The organism is Actinomyces lilanjuaniae (assembly GCF_003606385.1).
Classification (GTDB): Bacteria; Actinomycetota; Actinomycetes; order Actinomycetales; family Actinomycetaceae; genus Actinomyces; species Actinomyces lilanjuaniae.
In genome coordinates, this window is sequence record NZ_CP032514.1 from 49629 (window position 1) to 72103 (window position 22475).

General features: G+C 67.2%; 19 protein-coding genes and 1 pseudogene. 2 read left to right on the forward strand and 18 right to left on the reverse strand.

Features of this window, described 5'->3' with window-relative positions; translation table 11 throughout:
• Window positions 1-141 precede the first annotated feature (141 nt).
• The 4 genes from D5R93_RS00240 to D5R93_RS00255 all read right to left on the reverse strand — a co-directional run bounded on the left by D5R93_RS00240 (window position 142) and on the right by D5R93_RS00255 (window position 5102).
• Window positions 142-1272, reverse strand: a complete 1131-nt coding sequence (locus D5R93_RS00240; RefSeq protein ID WP_243106833.1) for a FecCD family ABC transporter permease — start codon at window positions 1270-1272, stop codon at window positions 142-144.
• The gene (locus D5R93_RS00245; RefSeq protein ID WP_120203065.1) at window positions 1269-2318 is read right to left on the reverse strand and encodes an iron-siderophore ABC transporter substrate-binding protein; all 1050 of its coding nucleotides are present in this window, start codon (window positions 2316-2318) and stop codon (window positions 1269-1271) included. Before D5R93_RS00245 ends, D5R93_RS00240 begins: the two co-directional genes overlap by 4 nt.
• Window positions 2319-2454: 136 nt before the next feature.
• A complete protein-coding gene (locus tag D5R93_RS00250) occupies window positions 2455-3402 on the reverse strand; it encodes an ROK family glucokinase (RefSeq protein ID WP_119835335.1) in 948 nt (315 codons plus the stop codon).
• A 188-nt stretch (window positions 3403-3590) separates the two neighbouring features.
• Complete coding sequence (locus tag D5R93_RS00255) at window positions 3591-5102, reverse strand: DUF2079 domain-containing protein (protein ID WP_119835584.1); 1512 nt, start codon at window positions 5100-5102, stop codon at window positions 3591-3593.
• A gap of 344 nt (window positions 5103-5446) precedes the next feature.
• On the opposite strand from D5R93_RS00255, the pseudogene D5R93_RS00260 reads away from it, so the two are divergent.
• Both D5R93_RS00260 and D5R93_RS00265 read left to right on the forward strand, forming a co-directional pair.
• Window positions 5447-6846, forward strand: a pseudogene (locus D5R93_RS00260) (amino acid permease).
• Between the two features lie 767 nt (window positions 6847-7613).
• Window positions 7614-8609, forward strand: coding sequence for an SGNH/GDSL hydrolase family protein (locus D5R93_RS00265; protein WP_162933731.1), 996 nt, complete (start codon window positions 7614-7616; stop codon window positions 8607-8609).
• A gap of 184 nt (window positions 8610-8793) precedes the next feature.
• Here D5R93_RS00265 and D5R93_RS00270 read toward each other — a convergent pair whose 3' ends face one another.
• The 14 genes from D5R93_RS00270 to D5R93_RS00335 all read right to left on the reverse strand — a co-directional run bounded on the left by D5R93_RS00270 (window position 8794) and on the right by D5R93_RS00335 (window position 21653).
• Window positions 8794-9729, reverse strand: coding sequence for an ACP S-malonyltransferase (locus D5R93_RS00270; protein ID WP_119835332.1), 936 nt, complete (start codon window positions 9727-9729; stop codon window positions 8794-8796).
• A gap of 38 nt (window positions 9730-9767) precedes the next feature.
• Complete coding sequence (locus D5R93_RS00275) at window positions 9768-10223, reverse strand: hotdog family protein (protein ID WP_119835331.1); 456 nt, start codon at window positions 10221-10223, stop codon at window positions 9768-9770.
• The gene (locus tag D5R93_RS00280) at window positions 10220-10654 is read right to left on the reverse strand and encodes an ApeI family dehydratase (protein WP_243107101.1); all 435 of its coding nucleotides are present in this window, start codon (window positions 10652-10654) and stop codon (window positions 10220-10222) included. The genes D5R93_RS00275 and D5R93_RS00280 overlap by 4 nt, the downstream gene beginning before the upstream one ends.
• A 2-nt stretch (window positions 10655-10656) precedes the next feature.
• Entirely contained in the window at window positions 10657-11388 is a 732-nt protein-coding gene (locus D5R93_RS00285; RefSeq protein ID WP_119835329.1) for an SDR family oxidoreductase, read from the reverse strand.
• Complete coding sequence (locus tag D5R93_RS00290; RefSeq protein WP_120203074.1) at window positions 11385-12053, reverse strand: HAD-IA family hydrolase; 669 nt, start codon at window positions 12051-12053, stop codon at window positions 11385-11387. Before D5R93_RS00290 ends, D5R93_RS00285 begins: the two co-directional genes overlap by 4 nt.
• Complete coding sequence (locus tag D5R93_RS00295) at window positions 12050-12979, reverse strand: AfsA-related hotdog domain-containing protein (protein WP_119835327.1); 930 nt, start codon at window positions 12977-12979, stop codon at window positions 12050-12052. The genes D5R93_RS00290 and D5R93_RS00295 overlap by 4 nt, the downstream gene beginning before the upstream one ends.
• Window positions 12980-13065: 86 nt before the next feature.
• A complete protein-coding gene (locus D5R93_RS00300; protein WP_120203076.1) occupies window positions 13066-14142 on the reverse strand; it encodes a beta-ketoacyl synthase N-terminal-like domain-containing protein in 1077 nt (358 codons plus the stop codon).
• A 3-nt stretch (window positions 14143-14145) separates the two neighbouring features.
• On the reverse strand, window positions 14146-15387 hold the full coding sequence (locus D5R93_RS00305) for a beta-ketoacyl-[acyl-carrier-protein] synthase family protein (RefSeq protein ID WP_120203079.1): 1242 nt from the start codon (window positions 15385-15387) through the stop codon (window positions 14146-14148).
• Window positions 15384-15659, reverse strand: coding sequence for an acyl carrier protein (locus D5R93_RS00310; protein ID WP_119835324.1), 276 nt, complete (start codon window positions 15657-15659; stop codon window positions 15384-15386). The genes D5R93_RS00305 and D5R93_RS00310 overlap by 4 nt, the downstream gene beginning before the upstream one ends.
• A 96-nt stretch (window positions 15660-15755) precedes the next feature.
• A complete protein-coding gene (locus D5R93_RS00315; protein WP_162933732.1) occupies window positions 15756-16919 on the reverse strand; it encodes an FAD-dependent oxidoreductase in 1164 nt (387 codons plus the stop codon).
• A gap of 597 nt (window positions 16920-17516) precedes the next feature.
• A complete protein-coding gene (locus D5R93_RS00320) occupies window positions 17517-18935 on the reverse strand; it encodes an MFS transporter (RefSeq protein ID WP_119835322.1) in 1419 nt (472 codons plus the stop codon).
• A 120-nt stretch (window positions 18936-19055) separates the two neighbouring features.
• Window positions 19056-19487: an acyl-CoA thioesterase gene (locus D5R93_RS00325; protein ID WP_119835321.1), complete on the reverse strand. Its 432-nt coding sequence runs from the start codon at window positions 19485-19487 to the stop codon at window positions 19056-19058.
• A 655-nt stretch (window positions 19488-20142) separates the two neighbouring features.
• Window positions 20143-20844 (reverse strand): response regulator transcription factor, encoded by a 702-nt coding sequence (locus tag D5R93_RS00330; RefSeq protein WP_119835320.1) that lies wholly within the window; start codon window positions 20842-20844, stop codon window positions 20143-20145.
• The gene (locus D5R93_RS00335; RefSeq protein WP_162933733.1) at window positions 20844-21653 is read right to left on the reverse strand and encodes a sensor histidine kinase; all 810 of its coding nucleotides are present in this window, start codon (window positions 21651-21653) and stop codon (window positions 20844-20846) included. The genes D5R93_RS00330 and D5R93_RS00335 overlap by 1 nt, the downstream gene beginning before the upstream one ends.
• Window positions 21654-22475: the final 822 nt, after the last annotated feature.

Sequence of the window (22475 nt, forward strand, 5' to 3'; positions counted from 1 at the left end):
GCCCTGCCAGGGTAAAGCCCGGCTGGGGGAGGTCGGGGGAGGTCCCAGCGGGGGCGGGCGGGCCGGGGAGGCGGGTTGTGGCAGCCTCTTCGGTACCGCCCGTAGGGGCACGGGTGCCTGCGGGTCTGGTGGCAGCGGTCTTCACAGCTGCCGCACCTTTGCCCCCCGGGCGATGGCGATGAGGACCGGCGCGCCGACGAAGGCAGTGATGACCCCGACAGGAACCTCGCTGGGGCGGATAAGGACCCGCCCCACGACGTCGGCCGCAGTCAGCAGGACGGCACCTCCCAGGGCGGACAGAGGCAGGAGCCAGCGGTGGTCGGGACCGCAGAGCATGCGCACGGCGTGGGGCACCATGAGGCCGGTAAAGCTGATCGGCCCCGTCACCGCTGTGACGGCCGAGCCCAGCAGCACCCCGGCCCCGGCGGCCAGGAGCCGGGTCTGCCCGACCCGGACCCCCAGGCCCACCGCCACCTCCTCACCCAGCGCCAGGGAGTTGAGGGGGCGTGCCACCAGGAGGCTCAGCACGGCGGCCACGGCCACAAAGGGGGCGATTGCGGACAGGGACTCCCAGCTGCCCCGCCCCAGGCCGCCCACCTGCCAGAAGCGGAAGCCGTCCATTCCCTGAGCGCGTGGCAGCATGATGGCGCTGACAGCGGCTGACAGTGCCGCAGTGGTAGCCATCCCGGCCAGCGCCAGCTTGACGGGAGTGCCTCCTCCCGGGCCGACCGAGCCGATTGCGTAGACGAAGACGGCGGTCAGCAGCCCCCCGGCCAGGGCCAGCCACAGCTGCTGGGACAGGGATCGGGTCCCCAGGAAGGCGATGCCGGTCACCATCGCCAGGGAGGCCCCCGTGTTGACACCCAGGATGCCCGGGTCGGCGATCGGGTTGCGGGTCACCGCCTGCATGAGGGCGCCGGACAGCCCCAGGCAGGCCCCGGCCACGACCGCCGTGGCCGTGCGGGGCACACGCTGTCCCACGGCCAGGGCGCCGATCTCGGAGCCGTCGCCGCGCAGCCCGCTGAGGACCTCCGTCAGGCTGACCACCCTAGCTCCGAGGACGACAGAGAGCACAACGGCGACGCCCAGGAGCACCAGGAGGCCTACCAGGGCGGCCAGGTGGCGCCGCCTGTGCCCCGTGGCAGGCGTCGTGCGGCCGTCCGGGAAGGACGTAGCGACAGGCGGCTCGGCAGGATGGGCAGCAGGCTGGGCGGCGGGTGATCCGTCCCTGTCCTCGGCAGCCTGGCCGGGGACAGGGGAGGTGGTGGTCACTGGACCTTGTCGGCGGCCGCAGCGATCCGCTTGACGTACTCGGCAATTCCCCACGGGATCGACAGCGGGCCTGGGTTGGCCGAGGCCGCCAGGGGGCCGTCGGCACCGATCAGGGCGACGGCCCCGTTCCTGACTGCGGGAATCGTCCCGATGAGGGGATCGGACTGGAGCCCGTCCAGGTCGGAACCCTCCCCGTACATGACGATGATGTCGACGTCGGATACCTGGTCCGCGTTCTCCGCCGACAGGTCGTAGGAGAACTCCTCTAAGCCCTCGGAGACCTCCTTGACCGACTCAGGGACCTCCATGCCCAGGTCAGTCAGGAAGGCGGCGCGCGGGTCCGCCGTGGTGTAGAAGCCGATGGAGCTGTTCTGCTCGTTCTGGTAGAAGAAGGCGGCTGTCTTGCCCGTCAGCTGGGGGTGCTTGGCGACCTCGGCCTCGATCGTCTCCTCCAGCTGGGCGACCAGGGCCTCACCCTCGGACTGCCTACCGATCGCGGTGGCGTTCATGGTGATAATCTCACGCCACGGGGTGCTCCAGGCGGCGGTCGGGAAGGCGACCGTGGGCGCGATCTCGCTGAGCTGGTTGTACTGGTCCTCGTCAATGCCTGAGTAGGCGGCCAGGATGACCTCCGGCTGCGTCTTCTCGATGGCGGCCATGTCCAGGTCGTCGCTCTCGGCGAAGAGCGTGGGCTCCTCAGCGCCGTCGGCGACGAGCTCGTCCACCTTCTGCCTGGTCCACGGGAGCATGCCGGAGCCGTCCTCAACCCCCCAGGTCTGCTCGGTGAAGCCCACGGGCGTGACCCCCAGGGCCAGGGGCACGTCCTGGTTGGCCCACTGGATGGTGGCCACGCGGGTGACGCCGACCGGAACCTCGGTGGTACCGAAGGCGTGCTCCACGGTGATGGTCCCCGCCGACTCCGCCGAGCCGCTGGAGGCCGCCCCGCTGCCGGAGCCGCTGGTGGCAGAGCCGGAGCACGCTGCCAGGAGGGCGCTTGCGGGTAGGGCGACAGCACTGACGAGGAACGACTTGCGCGAGACGGACACAGGACCTCACTCTCTGGGCATCTGGTACCGGGTTCGGTACCGGAGAGTATCCCAGTGAAGGCTTGCCTAACAAGGGGAGAGGCCGTGTGACAGCCCACGCCCCTTGGGGCAACCCACGACCTTCGGTTTGATGCCCTCAGGGCTGGCGGGCCAGGTCTGCGGCCCCCACGAGCCCGGCCTCCTGGCCGCCCTGGCCCAGGACCACAGGGATCTCGGGGCGGTGGTGCCCTGCGGTGAGGTTGTCCGTGAAGGCCCTGCGGGCCGGGTCCAGCAGGATGTCCCCGGCCTCGGACAAGCCCCCGGAGATGACGATGACCTCCGGGTCCAGCACCGCACACAGGTCGGCAAGCCCCACTCCCAGCCAGTGGGCGAGCCGGGCGTAGCACTCCAGGGCGGCCGGGTCCCCCTCACGGGCGGCCGCTGTGACCGCCTTGCCGGAGATGCGGTCGGCGTCCCCGCCGGAGAGCTCGATGATACGGGCGGCATAGGCAGGCCGGACCCTGGCCAGCTCCCAGCCGTTGACACCCAGGGCAGTGCCTGAGGCGTAGCGCTCCAGGCAGCCGTACAGGCCGCAGCCGCAGGGGCGGCCGTCCGGGACCACGTTGATGTGGCCGATCTCTGCGGCGAAGCCCGCCGCCCCGCGCACCAGGCGGCCGTCGACGATGACGGCGCCGCCCACGCCAGTACCGATGGCGACCACCAGAGCGCTGTCGCGGCCCCGAGCGGCCCCGAACCTGAACTCTGCCCAGCCGAAGGCGTTGGCGTCGTTCTCTACCACGGCGGGCAGGCCCGTGCCCTGGGAGACGGCGTCAGCGATCCGCATGCCGGTCCAGTCCAGGTTGGTGCCGTGAGCCATCGTGTTGCGGTCGGCAGCCACGAAGCCCGCTGCCCCGACACCGACGGTGGCGACCTCCGGGAAGTCCTGCCTGAGGCCACGGACAGCCCTGGTGATCGTGTCAATGATCGCCTGACGATCCGTGGCCGGGGAGTCCTCGCGTACCGTCGTCAGGACGGTGCCGTCCTCGTCCACGACACCTGCCGCGATCTTGGTCCCGCCGACGTCCACACCGATACCCAGCGCCATGCTTCCTGCCCTTTCCCTCGCTCCCTGCGTGCTGCAGGGTGACCGGAGGCCGGTCACCCGTTGACCAGACGGGAGGATCTTAGCCCTGCCCAGGTGCTGCCGTCTGCCTGGGGGCGCGGGCACCATGAGGCTGCGAGTCTGGAGGCACGGCTGCTACGTGCCGGGGGTGTGGCTAGGTGGTTAGCTGCTCAGGGGAGGCGCCTGGCTACCTGGAAGCCATTGGTGTCTAGGACCAGCTCGTAGGAGGAGCCCTCTGTGGAGGTCTCCTCAGCCCACCGGGCCGCGTCGGCGGGAGGGTTACCTCCCCAGGCTGAGGACCACTGGTCAACGACGACGTAGTCCTTGTCCGACTCACTGGTTCCCACCCAGGACACCTCCGCCTTAGGGACCAGGTAGGCCAGGAGGGACAGGTCGGTCTCCACGCTCGCGCCCTCGGGGACCGAGTTGATGACCTGCTGCGCGGTACGGGTGCGCTCGGACGGCTCTGCGAAACCGTCCTGGGTCATGGCCCACAGGGGCAGGTGCGGTGCGGTGAGGGCTGCGGTCATGACGGGGACGAGGAGTCCCACGGCTGCTACCGCCCGTACCCATCTGGGTGCTGTGCGCCAGCCGTGGCCCGTGGGCCGGCGGGGTGTGCCGACCGGGTCGGGACTCGCGGGCCGCTGCGGCTTCCCGGCAGGTGCTGGCGCCTGCGAGGACGCCGGAGCGGTGAGTACCTGGGGCTGTGGGACCTCCGCCCTCCTGGTCCTCAGGCGTGCGAGGACGTCGAGCAGGGCACCCAGGGCGATCGGGATGAGGACGGCGTTGTAGTGCCAGCTGCGCCACTCCCAGTAGAACTCCACCGAGCCCAGGAACCGCCACGCCAGGGTGGGGGCGGCCACCAGTACCCACGGGGAGCGCAAGGCAATGACGCCACCGGTCGCCACCAGGACCGCCAGTGTCTCCAGCTTGACTGTCGGGGTCACCAGTCGGGCCAGGAGCGAGCCCTGGGAGGTGGGGTCGGTCCCGTCGGGCGAGCCCAGGCCGTAGGCCCAGGTCCCTTCCGGGTTGAGCATCGGCAGCAGGACCAGGGTGGTGACGACGAAGGCCAGGAGGCCGAAGAGCGCCAGCCCCAGCCCCAGGGAGCCTACACGGACCCGCAGGCTGCCAACCAGGCGGACAGGGCTCGGCTCGCGCCAGCCTGTCCACGCTGTCACCAGGCCGATCACCAGAACAGTCAGCCCCAGGTCCTCCTTGACCAGAACCAGCGGTACCGACCATGCTGCCACAGCAGCCCACCTGCGCTCTACGAAGGCTGCTGACGCCCAGGCCAGCATGGGAACAGCCAGGGCCACCTCGTGGAACTGGGCGGCGACCGCCCCCTGGAGGCCCCACGAGGTCACGTAGACCAGTCCCAGGACGCCGCCCACCCAGGCATTGGTCAGGCGAGCGGCCAGGCGGGTCAACGGCCACGCGGAGACGGCCAGGAGCAGGTCCTGGACCACCAGCAGGGCCAGCGGGGAGGGGAACACACGCCACACCGGTCCCAGCAGGACCAGGATGGGGTGAAAGTGGTCGCCCAGCAGGTTGTACCCGTCCGCCTTGATGGGGACGATGGGGGCCTCAAGGCGGGAGTAGGCCTTGGCGAGCTCGGAGAAGATCGCCAGGTCCCAGCTGGGGACCTGCATGGTGCGCCACTGGACCACCGAGAAGGAGATCATCGCCCACGACCCGACGAGGACAACGATGCTGGCGGGCAGGACGGTGGGCAGCGCGGGCGCGAGGGCCCTCACGGCTCTGCGGGCAGTGGACCGGACTGCGGTCCCGGCCGCGGCCGCAACGCTGCGCAGGGTTGTGGCGCGCCGTCGTTCATGCGCAGGCAGCAACTCCTCACCAGGTGCCTGGTCCGTAGGTTTCACGGCTGTGAAGCCTACCTGTACTACATTGCCTGAGTCCTCTTCGGCCAGCGCCTGTCCCGCGGGGGGCCAGGGGCAGGGATCTGCTGTGCGGCGCAGTCAGCCGTGTACCCGCGTCCAGCACCATCGAGCAAGCGTGAGGAGCCACGATGTCTACCACCATTGAGGGGACCGGGGCGGGGACCCAGGACCCCGTCGAGGAGCCTCGGCTGCAGCGGCGGCTGTCCAACCGTCACGTCCAGCTCATCGCCATCGGCGGGGCGATCGGGACTGGCCTGTTCATGGGCTCAGGCAAGACGATCTCCCTGGCCGGACCCGGGGTCCTCATCGTCTACGTCCTTATCGGGGCCGTCATGTTCCTGGTCATGCGGGCGCTGGGGGAGGTGCTGCTCAGCGACCTGAGCTACAAGTCCTTCGCTGACGTCGCCCACGACCTGATCGGCCCGTGGGCGGGCTACCTGACCGGTTGGACCTACTACTTCAGCTGGTTGGTGACGGCGGTGGCCGAGGTCGTGGTGATCGCAGGCTACATCGCCTTCTGGTGGCCGGACCTGCCGCTGTGGGTGGCCCCGGTGGCCACCGTCTCCCTGCTCCTGGGGCTTAACCTGGCCACGGTGCGGGCCTTCGGCGAGATCGAGTTCTGGTTTTCTACCATCAAGATCGTGGCCATCATGGCGCTGGTGGTAGTCGGCCTGATCATGGTGGCCACCGGCTTTACCTCGCCCAGCGGGGCTCAGGCCTCCCTGGGCAACATCGTGAGCGAGGGATTCATGCCCAACGGCTTCAACGGCTTCGCCATGGCTTTCCAGATCGCGGTCTTCGCCTTTATCGGCACCGAGCTGGTGGGCACGACGGCGGCGGAGGCTAAGGACCCTACGACTACCCTGCCCCGGGCGATCAACGCCATCCCGGTGCGTATCGTCCTCTTCTACCTGGGCGCGCTCGCGGTCATCATGGCGGTGACTCCATGGCGCCAGATCGACGCCGACTCCAGCCCGTTCGTGTCTATGTTCTCCCTGGCGGGCCTGGCCGCGGCTGCCGGGGTGGTCAACTTTGTGGTGCTGACCGCTGCCTCCTCCAGCGCGAACTCGGGTGTCTACTCCACCTCCCGGATGCTGTATGGCCTGTCCTGGGCAGGCCAGGCGCCCCGGGTCTTCCAGCGCCTGACAGGGCGGTCCGTGCCCGGGGCGGCCCTGGTGGTTACCTGCTCGGCACTGCTGGCCTCCATTCCCCTGCTCTACATGTCGGGCTCCGTCATGGAGGCCTTTACCATGGTCAGTGCGGTAGCCAGCGTCCTGTTCATCTTCATCTGGGGATCATCGTGGTGTCCTACCTGCGTTTTAGGGTGCTGCGTGCCGAGCGCCACCGCTCCAGCGCCTTCCGGCTTCCCGGTGGCAGGGTGGCGGCCTGGGGGACCCTGGGCTTCTTCGCCTTCGTGGTGTGGACGCTGACCCTGGCTGACGACACCCGGCTGGCTGTATTCGTCTCGCCTCTGTGGTTCGTGGTGATGGGTGGCTCCTGGTGGCTACGTCAGCGGCGGGAGCGCTAGCCAGGGGGTTGTGACAGCACGCTAGGACTGGGCGTGGCTGGGGCCAGAGCCCCGGGCAAGAGCTCCTCTGCTCGGCGGGGCGTGGCGGCCTGTTATGTCGTTTCTTACATAGCCCGGATGGGGTAGGAGTAGTCGTATCAGCGATGCTGTCCCAGCGGGAAGGGCGCAAAGTGGGCTTGCGTGAATCAGGCTGAGATGGAGCGCGTCCGTGTGGGTGGAACTCCTACCAGCGTGCCTTGACCAGGGCTTCGTGAGCCTGGCTCACGCGGCTCCATCCTGGCGGGACGATATCCACCTGCTCCTGAAGCGGGTCGTGCAGGCTCGCACCGCTCCACCCCACGTGACACCCTGACATCGACAACACTCTTGGCCCTGGCGGCACCGGCGGGTCTGGCGGGTCTGGCGGCACCGGCGGGTCTGGCGGCACCGGCGGGGCACACACCTCGCTCACTTCTGGGAGACGAGTCTCAACCGTGAGGTTAAGGTAGGTGACAGGGCGGTCTCAGGCGACCCGGGCGCGTGCTCCACGCGTGCAGTGCTCTGCAGTGCTCTACGGTGCTCTGTGCTGCCGCTCCGGCTTCTCTCCGCCTCAGTCACCTGCCTGACAGCCCCGCCGACCTCCTCCCCGCCGACCTCCTCTCTGACACGCGAGCCGACAGGAGCGCCATGACCCCCACGACGACCCCCGTAACCCCCACGACCCCGCAACGATCCGCACATCATGCGGTACGTCGCCCCGTATGTCCCGCGCACCCGCCTGTACGGTCATGCCTACGGTGCTGCCTCGCCCGATGCCGGGACTGCTGACACTCCTGGCCGTTCTGTCCATTCTGTCCATGATGCTTCTTCCGGCCGCGCCCGCGCCTGCGGCTGTACCGGCTGCGCCCGTGTCCGGGCAGCCGGTACAGCCTGATACCGATAACGGCGACCTCCTCCTTCCGCAGGGAGCCTACGTGGCCCTCGGCGACTCCTACGCCTCCGGTTTCGGGGTGGCTCCTTACGCTCCGGGCACCGACGTCGAGGACGGCAACAGGTGTCAGCGCTCCACCTCGGCCTACGCTCACCTGGTCTCCCAGCGCACTGGGACCGAGCTGGTCTTCCGTGCCTGCAGCGGCGCCCGGACTGCGGACTTCTATCAGGACAACGCCGCGTGGGAGGAGTCGGCCCAGCTTGACGCTCTGAGTGTGGACACGGACCTGGTGACCTTCTCCGTCGGCGGTAACGACGCGGGGTTTGCCGAGGTGCTGGGCGAGTGTCTCAGCCGGGCACAGCAAGGCGATCGTGGCCCGTGCAGCACCGATGAGCAGCTTGTCTCCAGGGTCGGCTCCGCCATTGACGCCCTGCGGGGCACGGGCGCGCGCGAGGGCACCTACAGCTATGACACGCTGTTGAGTGACGTCGCAGCCCGGGCACCCCGGGCACAGGTTGTCGTCGTCGGCTACCCGCACATGTTCCCTGCCCAGGGCGCCGAGGGCAGTGCGGGACGGTGCGAGGGCGTCCTCGCACCGGACCAGCGCTGGATAGTGGAGCGGACTGACGAGCTCAACGACGTCATCAGGCAGGCCGCACAGCGCCACGGCATGGTCTTTGTGGACCCGTCGCAGACCTTTGCCGGGCACGAGCTGTGCTCTTCGCAGCCGTGGTTCTACGGGGTCTCCTCCCAGGGCCAGTTCCACCCCACCGCTGAGGGCCACCAGGCGGTCGCAGACGACATCGTGGAGGCCCTGGAAGCCTTGGAGGCCGCACGTTTCCAGGCCGGGTGAGACCCCGTACGGGTCGTCGGGGCTCCCTCGCGTCCCGGACCTGCCGTCGGGACGTCCTGAGGGCAGACGACGGAAAACCGGAGAGGGGCCGACCAGCGCAGCTGGTCGGCCCCTCTCCGGCAGGCGGGCAGAAGGCCTGTGCAACGGAGTACCTTGTCCCCGCAGTGCTGTGCCGACTGCGCCCTCAGCCCAGCATGTTGAAGACGGCCAGGTCCTCCGGCCGACTGACGGGCACGCAGGTGGTGTCAGGGTAGGTCCCGCGATAGAGCCGGGTCAGGGGGCCACGGGGCGCCAGCTCGATGAAGGTGGCGTCCTTCGCCTGCTTGTTCAGCGTGCGCATGCACAGGTCCCAGCGTACCGGTGACGTCACCTGCGTCAGCAGGCGCGAGCGTACGTCGGCTGCCTTGGTGACGACCTCGCCGTCCCCGTTGCCGACCAGCGCCGTGCCAGCGTCACGGAACTCCGTGTCGCTCAGGGCCTTCTCGAACACGGTCACGACCGGCTCCATGGTGGAGGTGTGGAACGCTCCGGCCACCGGGAGAGTGACCACCCGGACTCCGTTGTGCTCCTGCTCCGCCAGGGCCTTGATCCGCTCGTAGCGGCCCGCGGCGACGTACTGGTGGCACCCGTTCCAGTTGGCGATCTCCAGTCCGGCATCGTGGATGGTCTGCTGGATCTCCTCGTCAGAGGCGGGGTCGCGGCGGGCCGGCATAACTGCCGCCATCCCGGTACGGGGCTCGGTGCACGCCGCTGACATGGCTGCTCCTCGCACGCAGGCCAGGAACACGGCGTCGGCGTCGGTGATGTACCCCGCCGCCGCAGCGGCTGCTAGCTCTCCTACCGAGTGGCCCGCAAAGAGGATGACCTCGGACGACGTCCCCAGGTACCGGACCGTCTGACGCACGGACAGCAGGGAGGCCGCGACGATCACAGGCTGGGCGAACGCGGTGTCCTTGAGCTTCTCGTCGTCCCGGCTGGCGTCGATGAGGTTGACGCCGCAGCGCGACGACCACTCCTCTACCTGCCGCCGTGCCGTGCGAGAGCGGTCCATCCACCCGTCGAGGACCCCCGGCTTCTGCGAGCCCTGCCCCGGCGCTGCTACTATGTAGTCGTATTTCACTGAATATCTCCAGTTCGTCTCATAGTATACCGATGTGCTTACTGACCCAGGCTTTCCGCCGGCTTCTGCAGCGCCGTCACCCGTGTGACGCTCATGAGCGGGCGCCCGTCCGAGGTGGCTGACGATCCGGTGAACTCGGCCACGTCGCCGTCGCGGTCCAGGCACTCAACCGTGTGGACGACAAGCTCGCCCGCACAGGGGAGGTCCTGCACCGTCATCTCGCGTGCCGCAGCGAACACCACCAGGGTCTCCTGGTCCCCCTGGGCCTCGTGCTTGAGCAGGATCCCGCAGGCTTGCAGAAACGACTCGATCAGGAGGCTTGCAGGCAGGTGCGCCGGACGTGAGGAGCCACCTGCCATCGCGTCCAGCTCGTGGGAGGAGACCGCCTTGACCGCTGTCAGCCTGCCCGCCTCGTAGCCGGTCACCCTGTCGACGTGCAGCGCGGGGTAGCCGTAGGGGAGGAGATGTCCGGGGTCGGGAACTGTCTGACTCACCGTCGCCTCCAGGAGGCTTTGATGCTGGCCGTGCGCCGCCCCTCGACCGTGCAGGAGGTCCTGGTGCGCACCAGGTCGCCGTCGTGGGTGACAGCAGTGTCAAAGTCGACTGTCTGCCCCGCGAAGGCGGGTCGGGAGATGCGTATGGACCGGACCTCGACGAGCTCGACCCCTCCCAGGACGCCGTCCAGGGCGGTCTCCAGTGTCTGCTGGACGCCCTCCAGCAGGAAGACGCCGGGGTAGACGGTCAGGGCGGGGAAGTGCCCTGCAAGGTAGGGGTCGTCGGCGCGGACCGTCTTTGTCGACCGTATCGACTCCCCATCCACCTCGCAGCGGTCCAGAGCGATAAGAGGGAGGCGCCGGGCGTCTGGGCGTACTGGCGGTGTCTGGGACGCGGGCGTCCCAGGGGCCAGCGTCTCAGGGGCGGCCATGCTCACAGCCCCATTCCGGCGCCGCCGCTGACGGGAATCGACGCTCCGGTGATGTAGCCGGCTCCCTCCGAGACCAGGTAGGACACCAGGGAGGTCACCTCCTCCGGCCTGCCAGGACGACGCATCGGCGTACCCGCCATCAGCTCCTTGTGGCGCTTGGCGGAGACGTTGGCCGCCATGCCCGTGTCGATCAGGCCTGGCAGGACGACGTTGACAGTGACGCCGAACCTCCCCAGCTCCCAGGCCAGCGACCTCGCGGCCCCTACCAGCCCGCCCTTCGAGGCGCCGTAGTTGACCTGTCCCGGGGACCCCCACATGGCGACCACGGAGCCCACGAACACTAGGCGCCCCCACTGGTTCATCATCATGTCGCCCAGAGTCTCTCGGGCTACGTTGACTGAGCCGAGCAGGTTGGTGGTGATGACGTCGTCCACGGCCTCCTGGGGGAGGGAGACGAGCGGACCGTCGTGCATGATTCCCGCACTGGTCACCACGATGTCTATCGTGCCCACGAGGTCGCGGGCCCGGGCGACCGCGCTGCGGATGGACTCGGGGTCCGTGACGTCGCAGGCCACGAACGAGACGCCGTCAACGACGTCCTCGGCGGGGTTTCGTGCGGTGCCGACCACGCGGTACCCCTGAGCGGCCAGGTCCTTGGCGATGGCGGCGCCAAGCCCTCGACTGGCGCCAGTGACGAACGCGGACCGTGCGGGCCCTGCTGACTCCTCCGTCATGAGTGCTGTCCTTCCTGCAGCCCGCTGCGCAGGCTGACGAGTTCTTCTATATACGCGATGCTGGCGTCGGTGGCGTCGCCTCCGCCGACGACGGCGTTCCAGCCAGCGTCCCTGGCTCCCTGGACATTGGCGGTGATGTCGTCGACGAGCACGCTGCTGCGTCCCGGGACCCGGCTGACACGCTCCGCCTCCCTGAAGATGTCGGACTCGGGCTTCCTGGCGCCCACCTCGCAGGACACGATCACCGCGTCAAAGAGGTCGTGCCAGGGCAGGAACTCCTCGAAGCGGCCCCGCCACTCGGGCGGGAGGTTGGACATGACTGCGACGAAGTCCCCGGCCTGCCTGCGTTCCTGAAGGAACTGAAGCCACTGGTGGTTGAGCCTCCTGTCAGACCACCACTCCTCAGCCATCCCGGAGAAGCTGCCGGTAATACCGAACTGCTGGGACAGCAGGCCGGAGATCTCGTCGAGCCACTCGCGCTCGGTCAGCACGCCTGAGTCCAGGACAGCCATCCCGTCCGGGCAGCCGTGCCTGTTGGCCAGAGCCGCTAGGCAGGCGCCCAGTTGCCGGGGTGTGAAGGGCTTGTCCTGGCAGTAGCGCGCGAGCCCCTCAGACAGGGGGACGGTGAGTACGCCCCGGAAGTCTGTCCATATGGCGAGAGTCATCGTAACCACTCCACGGCCATCTGCATGGAGGAGACGGCAGAGCCGTTCTGCTCCACGGACACCTCGAAGCGGCTGGCGCACTCCTGTGCTGAGACGGTCGTGACTGCGTCGAGCTCGGCGAACCCCGGGAACGTCGCACTCACCCGGGTGACGACAGGAAACCCGCTTCCTCCCGACGCGGAACCTACCGTCACCTGCCGACCGGCCTCGATGAGGACCATGGCGGGGTAGTGATCGTAGTCGTGGTCGAAGAGGCTGGTGTTGGCGAAGTCCGGCGACAGCCTTGCGTGCGAGCGTCCCGGGCCGCACTCCAGGTCGGAGACGACGACGTTGCTGCGGTCCTCCCGTCCCAGCAGCGGGCTCGGCAGAACGTGCGCACCGGGAGCGGCCTGGACCTCGACGGTGGACGTCTGGGGCGGCTGCGACCCGCCCCGCTGGTACCTGCGTATCTCCTCGTACTTGGCGGCCTGGAGGCCCTGGACCTCCATTTTGGTCCGGGCCAGGGGCACGTTGGCAGGGTCGATGATCTCCTGGGAGAAGACCAGCTGCCGGGGTGTGCCGTCCTTACGGGTGGCTAGGACCTCCTGACGGGTGCGGACCCGGGGCCTGTCCCTCAGGTCGTTGAGCCTGGGCAGGTCGAGGATCTCCACCATGACCGAGTTGAAGAAGAACGCGGTTCCCAGCGAGAGCCCTGCGTAGGCGTGGCCGGCGCTCATTCCCGCCTGCCTGCCGAGCTCGGCCAGGAACAGGACGTCCGCCCAGTACGAGTGCGGGTGGTCCTGGTAGTAGGGAGACGGCTCCCCCGGACCCGGTGCGCTCTCGTACAGCCCGTCCTCCAGCCTGGTGGGAGCTGAGACGAGCACCTCCTGCTCGTGCTGACGGTGGACCAGGTTCTGGGGGGCGACCGTTGCTGCCTGTGGTGCCATACGCTATATCCCTCCTTGTGCGTGCGGCAGTGTCGGTAACAGTGTCAGTAGCGGTGTCGATAGCGGTGTCTGGCTGGGACCCCGGCTCATGAGGGGCACATCTGGAGCATGGCGGCGGCCACCACCCCCGACTCGTCCATGCTGGTGAGCAGGACGTGGTCACCCGGCCCGGCGCACCCCAGGGCGGCGGCTACCTGGACGCCAGAGGTCCCGGCGCCGCAGTCGCCCACGGAGCGTCGCACGTCAAGGCGACGGCCGGTGACGTGCTCCAGCGAGCGCTCCTCGCTGAACTGCCAGACCGTGCCGGTGGCTCCGGGGACTACCAGGTCCACGTCCTCGGGCTGACTGCACACTCGGTCCACCACCCGCCGAAGGGCCTCAGACCGGGCCCCGTCGGCGGAGATGGGGCAGAAGGCCACCTCGCAACCGGTGACTGTCGCCACCGGGCTCGGTGACGCCCCCGCAGGCTCCAGGCTGAACAGGGTGGCCGACTCTCCGATAACCACCTCGCTGTCGATCCTGCCGCTCAGGCGTGTTCCCCAGGCTCGCTGGGGTGAGAGCTCCTCGACGCTGCCGACCAGCATCCGGGAGCAGTGCCCCAGGGACATGAGCCGCGAGGCGTACCGCAGGGCGGACAGGGCGCTGATGGTGCCGTTAGCCACCGTGGCGTTGGGTCCGTGGAAGTCGTTCCAGATCGCGACCTGGCTCGCGCAGCAGTTCATGGTGCTGTTCGGGAAGACCTTGGGGTTGATCAGGTCCGCCCCGTGCCCGCGGATCACGTCGAGGGTGAGGTCGACGTTGCTCCTCAGGCTGCCTGCACTCGTCCCCAGGGAGATTCCCGTCTCGTGCCAGGAGTCGGCAGTGATGTCACGCCGCTCCTCCATCTGGCGCCTCAGCAGGACACTGGCTGCGATGCCTAGCCGTGTCATGCGGTCAAGGCTCCTCGTGCCGCGCCGGGGGACGTAGTCCTCAATGCGGAAGTCCGGGACTGCGGCCACGCGTCCTGGGACCTCCTCATACACCTCCGGGTCGGGGATCGCGCCGAGCTCTAGCGGCGCACGGCTGCCCAGCGGCCGACCGATGGCCTCGGTGAGCGTGTCCATGCTGTTTCCGGCCGCCGTCAGGACCGCGCACTCGCTGATCTGCATCTCAGGGGCTGCCATGCGTCACACCTCCTTGTCCGTCGAGTCCTCGTGGAACTCTGAGAAGACGGTTATCGCGTTGTTTCCGCCGAAGGCGAATCCGTGGTTGAGCGCGGTCCGCACCCGTGCCGGGCGCGAGCTGCCAGCGACAAAGTCGATTCCCTCTCCGAGCTCAGGGTCAACCGTCTTCAGGTTGGTCGTGGGCGGCAGCTTCTGGATCTGGATGGCCTGGCAGCAGGCAATCGCACCGAACCCGCTGGCAGCACCCATGGTGTGCCCGAGCATGGACTTGATGGAGCTGACCGGGGGGTGGTTGTCTCCGTAGACCATGCGGGTGGCCGAGACTTCGGTGACGTCGTTGGTCGGAGTGCCTGTGCCGTGGGCGCAGATATAGTCGACGTCGTCCGGGGTGATGTCGGCCTGTGCGAGGGTGCGCCTGATGCACTCCGAGATGCTCGTGGCGTCAGGGTGCACGATGTGGTGGGCGTCGCAGTTGAGACCGTAGCCCAGCACCTCGGCATAGATCGGTGCTCCCCGCCGCAGGGCGTGGCTGAGCTCCTCCAGGACCAGCACCGCGCCGCCCTCAGCGGTCACGATGCCTGAGCGGTCAGCGTCAAAGGGCTGCGGCAGCTTCTTGGCGATAGCGCCCAGGCTCATGAACCCGGCGTGCGTCGTGCGGTTGACGGAGTCGGCACCCCCGGCCAGCATGACGTCCGCACTGCCGGTCGCAATACTGTCGGCGGCTGAGCCGATGGCGTAGTTGGCGGCCGAGCAGGCGGTCGGCAGGCACATGACGTCACCCTCGACCTGGAGCTCTGTGGCCACGGCGGCAGCAATGTTGCCAGCCGGGATCTGGCGCACGACGGTTGGTGCCATGCATCCCGGACCACGTTCGTGCCACTGGACGGTCAGTTCGTCCAGGGCCTGTGACTCGCCGTTGGTCGTCCCGATGACGACGCCTGTTCTCAGCCTTGTCTCCTGGTCGAGGTCGAGCCCTGCGTCGCGTGCCGCCAGCCTGGCGGCCGCTGCGGCCAGCTGTGCGGTACGTCCCCACCGACGGGGGTTGATGTTCTCGACGATGTCCGCTGGGTCGAAGTTCTTCACCTCGCCCGCCAGCGTCGCCTGGAAGACGCTGCTGTCGAAGGACTCCACGGGGGAGATGCCGCTCTCTCCCGCGAACAGCAGGGCGCGGAACTCCTCCGCCCCGATACCGATGCTGCTCACCGGGCCGAGCCCGGTGACGACGACTCGTCTGCTGCGACTCATTTGTCGGCGCCCTGCTCGGCCTGCAGCTGGACCGTCTTTGCCACGAGCAGGTCGAGCGTGCGCAGGTCGGCCGCCTCCTCCCGCGGCACGCGGATGCCGAGGGTCTTGTTGATCTGCGCCAGGACCTGGATCAGACCCAGGGAGTCGGCGCCGTACTCGTCGATGAGGTCCGCGTGCGGGTCCAGCTCGGCAACCTCGATATCAAGCTCGAGCTCCTCGACGACGATTTCGCTGATGGCGTCGCGGATCTCGCTGCTGGTACTACTTGTCATTTCTGGTTACTCCATTTCTTTTACATGGTTTGTGGGCATGGTGAGATAAGCGCCCACTGGCTGAGGGTCAGCCGTTGGAGACGGGCAGGGCCCGTCTCACGCCTCGATGTCGAGCTGAGACATACGGGTGAGCCGCGCCCGCGCCGCGTCCGTGTTCTCCAGGAGCGCGTACCTGGCGTCTCGCTCGGCAATGCTCTCGGGGGTCATGGCTGCGCCGTCCCTGGCGTGCCCGAGCGCGGTGTCGAACACCTTGTCGATGCTGGCGCGGCGCATCTTGTCGTAGAGCTGTGCCAGGGGAGTACCTGAGTCAACGGGCTCGATGTCGCCCATGATGAACCTGCTGGCGCACACGGCGTCCAGCATTCCGGCGTTCATGTTCTGGGCACCGGTAGGCGCCATGACGTGGGCGGCGTCTCCCGCCAAGTAGCAGCGCCCCTTGGCAAACTGGTCTACGACGGCGAACCGGGCGACAAAGTTTGCCGCTGTGATCAGCTGCGTGACGTGCCTGCCCGGGTTGGACGGACCTCGCTGGTCCAGCAGGGACTCCAGGTACTGCGTCGATACCGTGTCCGGTGCCGGAGTCCCCTTGACGGCAGGATAGGCCAGACGGAAGGTCGTCTTGTCGTGGGGAGCCACGGCCATGGCCCCGTGCCGAGACCACCAGTAGAAGGCCTCGTCGCGGGGGAGCCCTTCAGCCCTGACGTCCGCGATCTGGAACTCGACGGTGTCACGCAGGTCCTCCATACGCAGACCGAGCTTCTCCCGGCCTAGGCTCCTGGCACCGTCAGCGACCACGCAGTGCTCGGCTCGCTCCTGGCGCACGGTTCCGTCAAAGGAGCGGATAGTCAGGAGCACTGAGCCCTCGTCCTGCGTGAGGTCGGTGACTTCGGCGTCCTCAATGACTCCGCCTCGGGCCGTGAAGACCTCGGTCAGGGCTGTCTCGACGTTGTGCTGGGAGATACCCAGCGCATAGTTGAACCGCGTGCCTTCCAGCAGCCGGGTGCTGAGTGTGCCGATCTGACGGCCGTCGGAGTAGTAGGAGAGGCTGTTGATGACGTCTCCCAGGGGCCGGAGCTTGTCTACGATACCGAACGGATCCAGGACCTCCAGCGCCTTGGGCCACAGGACCGTGGCGCGGGACTGGCTGGTCAGCAGGGGGTGCTTTCGGATGATCCTGACGCTCTGCCCGCGCTCGGCCAGGCAGCACCCGGCTGTGAGTCCGGAGGGTCCTCCACCAATGATAAGTGTGTCTGAGCTCAATTTTCTTTCTCCCTTATAGTGTATTTGCGGATTTATGGCATATATACGACATATGTGGGTGCCTACTGTGTTGGCCGTACTTGGGAGTACAGTCGGATGGCTCCGACGATTCCGCTGGCCCTTTAACTATTATTAAAAATTTGTCCCGGAGTCTGGTGGTCTGGTGCCCTGGATTCTCGTTGCGGTGCGAGCAGCCCCAGCTCCCGCCGCTGTTAGGGGATCCCTGGGGACGGGGTGGCTGCTTTCCGAGCCAGGGGCTTGGTGCTGCTTATGGGAGGGAGGTGGTTGTCGGCTGCGCCCGGGCGGCGCGTACCGACGGAGGGGCCACAGAGAGGCCAGAGAGGCCTACAGAGAGGCCACGGAGAGACCGAGGCCTGGTGCCTGGGTGGGGAGAGGCCGGTGCTGGTGGGTGCGCGGGCCTGACCGGAGGGGGAGGGAGTGCTGTGCGTCTCTGCGGCAGGGCTTAGGGGCCTCCTGGTGCGGGCTGGTGTGGTTGATGGCGAGGGCTGACAGAGCGGTCGGGGTACGTCGGCACGACCAGGTGGCTGCGTGCAGGAAGGGGAGAGGACGCGCTCATGGGTGAATAGTGCTCGGAGTCTAGCGAGCCTGCTTGTTACCCGGGTTGGCGTCAATGCGTGCGCCAAACATAATGTAGAGGATGGCGACGGTGACGAAGATTCCCAGAACCCAGATAAATCCGGCTTGCATGGTGGTGGCGATGGAGAACACGGCCCCCAGGGCTGCTACTCCCATGGCAACGGTCGTCTGCTGGACCGTGGTAATCAGCCCGCTCCCGAGACCGACGCGCTGCGGCGGGATGGCTGCCAGCACGGTCCGGTAGATGACAGGGACAAAGAGGCCGTTTCCGAGCCCGATGAGGAACATTCCCAGAAGGAGATGATAGAAGTGCATGTGGGGCCAGTACAGGTAGGCGGGCAGGATGACGGCGGCGGCGCCGAGCCCCTGGGCCAGGCCTCCGACCTGGAGCGTGCGTACACCGATGCGGCCGATCAACTTTGGCGCCTGCATCGCTCCCCAGAACTGCCCCAGCGCCATGGGTGCCATGGACATTCCTGACTCTAGGGGGGTCATGCTGTTGCCGTCCTGCATGGAGAGGGCGAACACGAAGAGGTAGCCCCCGAACATCATGAACCCGCTTCCCAGCACCAGGAGGCCCCGGCGCATAGTGGTCACGCGCAGGAGCGAGGGCGGGATGAGCGCTGCGCGGTCGTTGCCCTCGATCCGCATCTCGTACCTCCATAGGGCGGCGAGGAGGACCAACGAGACGGCCCCTAGCACCCAGGTCCACGGGGCCCAGGAGACCTGGGTACCCAGGCTCAGGGGGATAAGCAGGGCCAGGACGGCGGCTCCGAACAGGATGGTACCGCCCAGGTCGTTGTCGTCGGGCTTGTCAGACATCGTCTCCGGTGCCCAGGCGCGGGCGCCGAAGAACACGAGAACTCCCAGGGGCAGGTTAATGAGGAAGATGAGTCTCCAGCTCAGCCCGCCTATGTTGGCCCATACCAGGACTCCTCCGAGGAGCTGCCCGATGGCTGCTGCGAGCCCGCCTATCGCTGCGTAGTAGCTGAGGACTCTGGTCTTGGCTGGCTCGACCAAGGCAGTCTGGATGGTGGACAGGATCTGTGGAAGTATCAGTGCCGCGAAGGCGCCCTGAACCACGCGGGCGGCGATGAGCACCTCAATGGACGGAGCCAGCCCGCAGACCAGGGAGGCTGCCGTGAATCCCACGGTTCCTATCTCCAGCATTCTGCGGCGGCCTCTGCGGTCTCCTGAGCGCCCGCCAAACACCAGTAAGAGCGCGTAGACAAGCGTGTATCCGCTGATCACGAACTGGGACCGTGAGGCGTCCGCGTTAAGAGAGGACTGGATGGAGGGAAGGGACACGTTGACGATGAAGGAGTCGATCGTCGTCATTGCCGCAGCCAGGAGAAGAACTGCCTGGCCTGCCGGGGGGAAGTGGTATCTGGTCTCCGTCGTGACTTGCTCTGCTGTCATCGGCTCATCCTATCCAGGAAGGGTGCGGCGTGAATATATGCTCTGCGGCGGCGCGTATTAAACTAATATAACACGCTGACGAATAGCTTGTGGGCGGCTACAGACGTTCTTGGTCAAGGCCTAGATCCTCGACCCAAGAAAACTGCTGAGCCCGTCTGGGAGCGACTGGGGACGCTGCGTCTCCAGGTCGATGAGCACAAGCCTTGTCGTGGCTCGGGCCACCTCTGACTCGCCTGCGTCCCGGATGACGTGGCGAAGGTCGAAGCTCCCCCGCCGCACCAGGATCGGCGCGACTGTCACCAGTGCAGGTTCCTCCGAGTAGTAGAGGGGCCGCAGGTATGTGACCTGGTGGCTTGCCACAACCGCCGCAATGTCCTTGAAGTAGCCGGACCTGTGTAGCCACCTTAGGCGTGCCTCCTCAAGGAGACGCATAATAGCGCAGTTATTTATGTGGCCGTACTGGTCTACGTCGGACCAGCGAAGAGCCACCTCAACGGGGTCTGGGTCGCCTGTTTTGGCTGCGCGCGTCTCCTCAGCGATACTATTGCTCACGAGAGTGCAAAAGTGGTGACAACCGCATCTACTCTAGGTGATTTATGATATCGCGCAACATTTATCGTCGGTGATGTCGCCGACATGTTAACTCCATTCTTTCGGGGACACACTCCTCCCGGTGCTCTGTTGCTTGTCGGGAATTGTGCGCAAATGGTGCGAGGCTGGCTGGGACACGTCTCGGCGGCACAGAACTCCAGGGGCGTGGAAATCCTGCACTTTTCAGCGCCTCGTTGATTTGATTGGGACAAAGGAGATTGTGCTCGAAACCCGAGGGAGGCACATCGGCCGTTTGGTGTAGCTGATAGAATGAATCGTGGTTTCGTTGCATGCGACGATCGTATGACTGTCGCGCCTGCGGCATATAAAACAACGGGATGTCGCCTTAGTGTACCTATTTTGTTTCGTAGCGTCTAGTTGTTGTCCCGCGCTGGATCTGTCTGCGCCGGGCGTGTGCCGACGGCTCGACTGGAGCTGGGCGGTGTACGCGGGACTGCGAGGCAGGGCTGGCGTCCTCGCCGGGAAGATCCGAATAGGGGGGCGTGGGTGTGCCCCAGGATCCGCCGACGCAGCCGACGCGCCCAGCATCCGAATAGGGGGGCGTGGACGTGCCAGGTCGGCACCGCAGGGCTTCTGCGCAGGAGGGCAGGGGGGCTCAGACGAGGTTGTGCCGCAGCGCGTAGACAGCGGCACCCACCCGGTCCGGGACGCCCAGTTTGGCGATGATCGTGGACACGTGGGTCTTGACCGTCGCCTCGCTGAGCGTGAGCTGGCTGGCGATCTGCTTGTTGCTCAGGGCGTCCACAAGGAGTGCCAGCACCTCCTGCTCACGCTCAGAGAGCCTGACCTCAGGGAAGGCCTCGGAGGAGGGCTGGGGGGTGGTGCCGGGTGATGGGGTGGTGTCAGGCTGGTCAGCCTGGTCAGGCTGGTCGGCCTGGTAGCGCCTGGTGACGAAGGTCGACGACGTCGGCGACAAGACGAGGTTGCCGTCAACAACCTGCCGGATGGTGCGTGCTAAGGAGGTGATGCCGTCCTCCTTGGCCACGAAGCCACGTACCCCTGCGGCCATAGCCCGCTCAATAATGGAGTCGTTGACAAAGGTGGTGAGTATGAGGACGGCCAGGTCAGGGGCCTCGTCCTGGAGGGTGGTGGCCAGGGTGAGGCCGTCTGGTTGAGGCATGTGGATGTCCAGGAGGACCGCCTGGACCGCGGGGACCTCTGGGGAGCGTATGTACCCGAGGGCCTCCTGGCCGTCTTTCGCGTTCCAGGTCACGGAGACGTCCTCGTTCCTGGCGAGGAGATCAGCCAGGGTGCGGCGTACCAGGGCGTCGTCGTCCGCAATGCCGATACTGATCATCAGGGTGTCTCCGGGAAGGTCGAGGACGACGGGGAGAGAGGGACAGTGGCTGAGGCCATCCAGGTGTCCCCCTCCTTGAGCGTCGCCAGAGTGCCGTCGATAGCAGCCAGTCTCTCCCTCATTCCTTGAATGCCGGTGCCGGAGGCGGGGAGGTTGTGGGAGGTCGCCACTGAGACACCGTTGGTCATCACTAGGCGCACCTGCTCAGGCCGCCGGGCGAGGGTGATCGTGACCGGCTGGTAGGTCGTGCCGTGCCGCAGGATGTTGGCACCCATCTCCCGAGCAACTCTGGAGAGGGTAGCAGCCTGGAGGCGGCTGCACTGACTGTCTCCGGTGCTGTGGAAGGTGACGCTGAAGCCGGAGGCAGCCAGGTCGTCGCTGATGGCCTGCACGGCTGTCTCCAGGTCGACTCCTAGGGCGTCCGGGTGAGTGAGCGAAGAGTTTGGCCAGAACCTCTGGCCGCGGCGCAGCGGTCCCAGGACAAGTCGAAGTTCGTGCAGGGCGTCGACTGCGGCGGCTGCGATGGCGCTGAACTCCTTCTGGGCCTCAGCTGGGTAGGTGCTGTCGGCTGCCGCGCGCTGAGCGCGTAGCGCGGCCTGGGACATGGAGTAGGCCACCAGGTCGTGCATCTCTCTGGCCACCGCCCGGGTGTAGGCCAGGTGGTCGGCGGCGCTGGAGATCTCCCGCTGAAGGGCGAGGTCGCGGTGACGCAGGAGCATTCCCGGGATGAGCGAGCAGCTGAGGAGAAACAACTGGTGGACGGCGGTCTGGTAGAGGCCGAGGGGGACGACGGCGGCCACTGGGAGCACCGAGGCCAGGGCGAGCGCAGACCACGGGGGAGGAAGCGCCCCAGGAGGAAGAGGAAGACGGCCGTGGGGCTAGGACGTCATTGGGGAATGCGGCGGGAGTGTGGAGGAGGGCGGTCCACAGCAGCAGGTAGGCCAGGGCACCTGGCAGCGGGCGCAGCGCGACGAGGGGCAGCATCGGTAGCGTCAGGAGAGGGAAGGCAAGACGCTGTGGGCTGAGGGCGTCACCGTAGACCAGGACGAACGCCATGTTGGCCAGGCCCAGGAGGAGCCCGGCCACGGCGTACGGCCAGTGGTCCGCCGACCTTAGCGGGCGGCGGAGGATCTGCCTGGGTCCGGTAGATACCCCCACAACACTGTGATATATCGTGTATCACAGATCTGTCAAGGTCAACGGCGTCGCAACCTCATCTCACATCTGGAGGCAGGTGGGGAGAGAGGCTGGTGGTGGTCTGAGGCTGTCGTGGTGGTGGGTGGGTGAGGTGGTCGCGGGCTGGAGCCGCGGCTAGCTGGTGCCCGGTCTGTGGCTCCCGTGTGGGTGCACAGGTGGCGCGGCGGGTACCCGGTGTCGGTGATCCGGTAGTGCTGGGGGCGGCAGTGGCGGGTTCGGGAAGGCTGGAGTCGGCCTCCTGTTCTAGGACCTGCCGGACACCGGTGCCCTGCTGCTCAGCGTTTACGGCTGCTTACGGCCAGAACAGCTTGTCGAGCCAGGCGCATGTTCCGTCGCGGGTGATGGTGTGGATGAGGCGTAGGAAGAGCACTGGTACTCCTTCCGGGTGCTGGTGGCTTCTAGCAGGGCCATCCTCCTCCGGCTGCAGTGTCCTG

Excerpts from the sequence above, each read along its gene's own strand:
- D5R93_RS00290 (WP_120203074.1), bottom strand. The coding sequence starts at position 12,053 with ATGACTCTCGCCATATGGACAGACTTCCGGGGCGTACTCACCGTCCCC.
- D5R93_RS00305 (WP_120203079.1), bottom strand. The coding sequence starts at position 15,387 with ATGAGTCGCAGCAGACGAGTCGTCGTCACCGGGCTCGGCCCGGTGAGC.
- D5R93_RS00285 (WP_119835329.1), bottom strand. The coding sequence starts at position 11,388 with ATGACGGAGGAGTCAGCAGGGCCCGCACGGTCCGCGTTCGTCACTGGC.
- D5R93_RS00300 (WP_120203076.1), bottom strand. The coding sequence starts at position 14,142 with ATGGCAGCCCCTGAGATGCAGATCAGCGAGTGCGCGGTCCTGACGGCG.
- D5R93_RS00320 (WP_119835322.1), bottom strand. The coding sequence starts at position 18,935 with ATGACAGCAGAGCAAGTCACGACGGAGACCAGATACCACTTCCCCCCG.
- D5R93_RS00255 (WP_119835584.1), bottom strand. The coding sequence starts at position 5,102 with ATGATCTCCTTCTCGGTGGTCCAGTGGCGCACCATGCAGGTCCCCAGC.
- D5R93_RS00265 (WP_162933731.1), top strand. The coding sequence starts at position 7,614 with ATGCCTACGGTGCTGCCTCGCCCGATGCCGGGACTGCTGACACTCCTG.
- D5R93_RS00310 (WP_119835324.1), bottom strand. The coding sequence starts at position 15,659 with ATGACAAGTAGTACCAGCAGCGAGATCCGCGACGCCATCAGCGAAATC.
- D5R93_RS00330 (WP_119835320.1), bottom strand. The coding sequence starts at position 20,844 with ATGATCAGTATCGGCATTGCGGACGACGACGCCCTGGTACGCCGCACC.
- D5R93_RS00280 (WP_243107101.1), bottom strand. The coding sequence starts at position 10,654 with ATGGCCGCCCCTGAGACGCTGGCCCCTGGGACGCCCGCGTCCCAGACA.
- D5R93_RS00295 (WP_119835327.1), bottom strand. The coding sequence starts at position 12,979 with ATGGCACCACAGGCAGCAACGGTCGCCCCCCAGAACCTGGTCCACCGT.
- D5R93_RS00250 (WP_119835335.1), bottom strand. The coding sequence starts at position 3,402 with ATGGCGCTGGGTATCGGTGTGGACGTCGGCGGGACCAAGATCGCGGCA.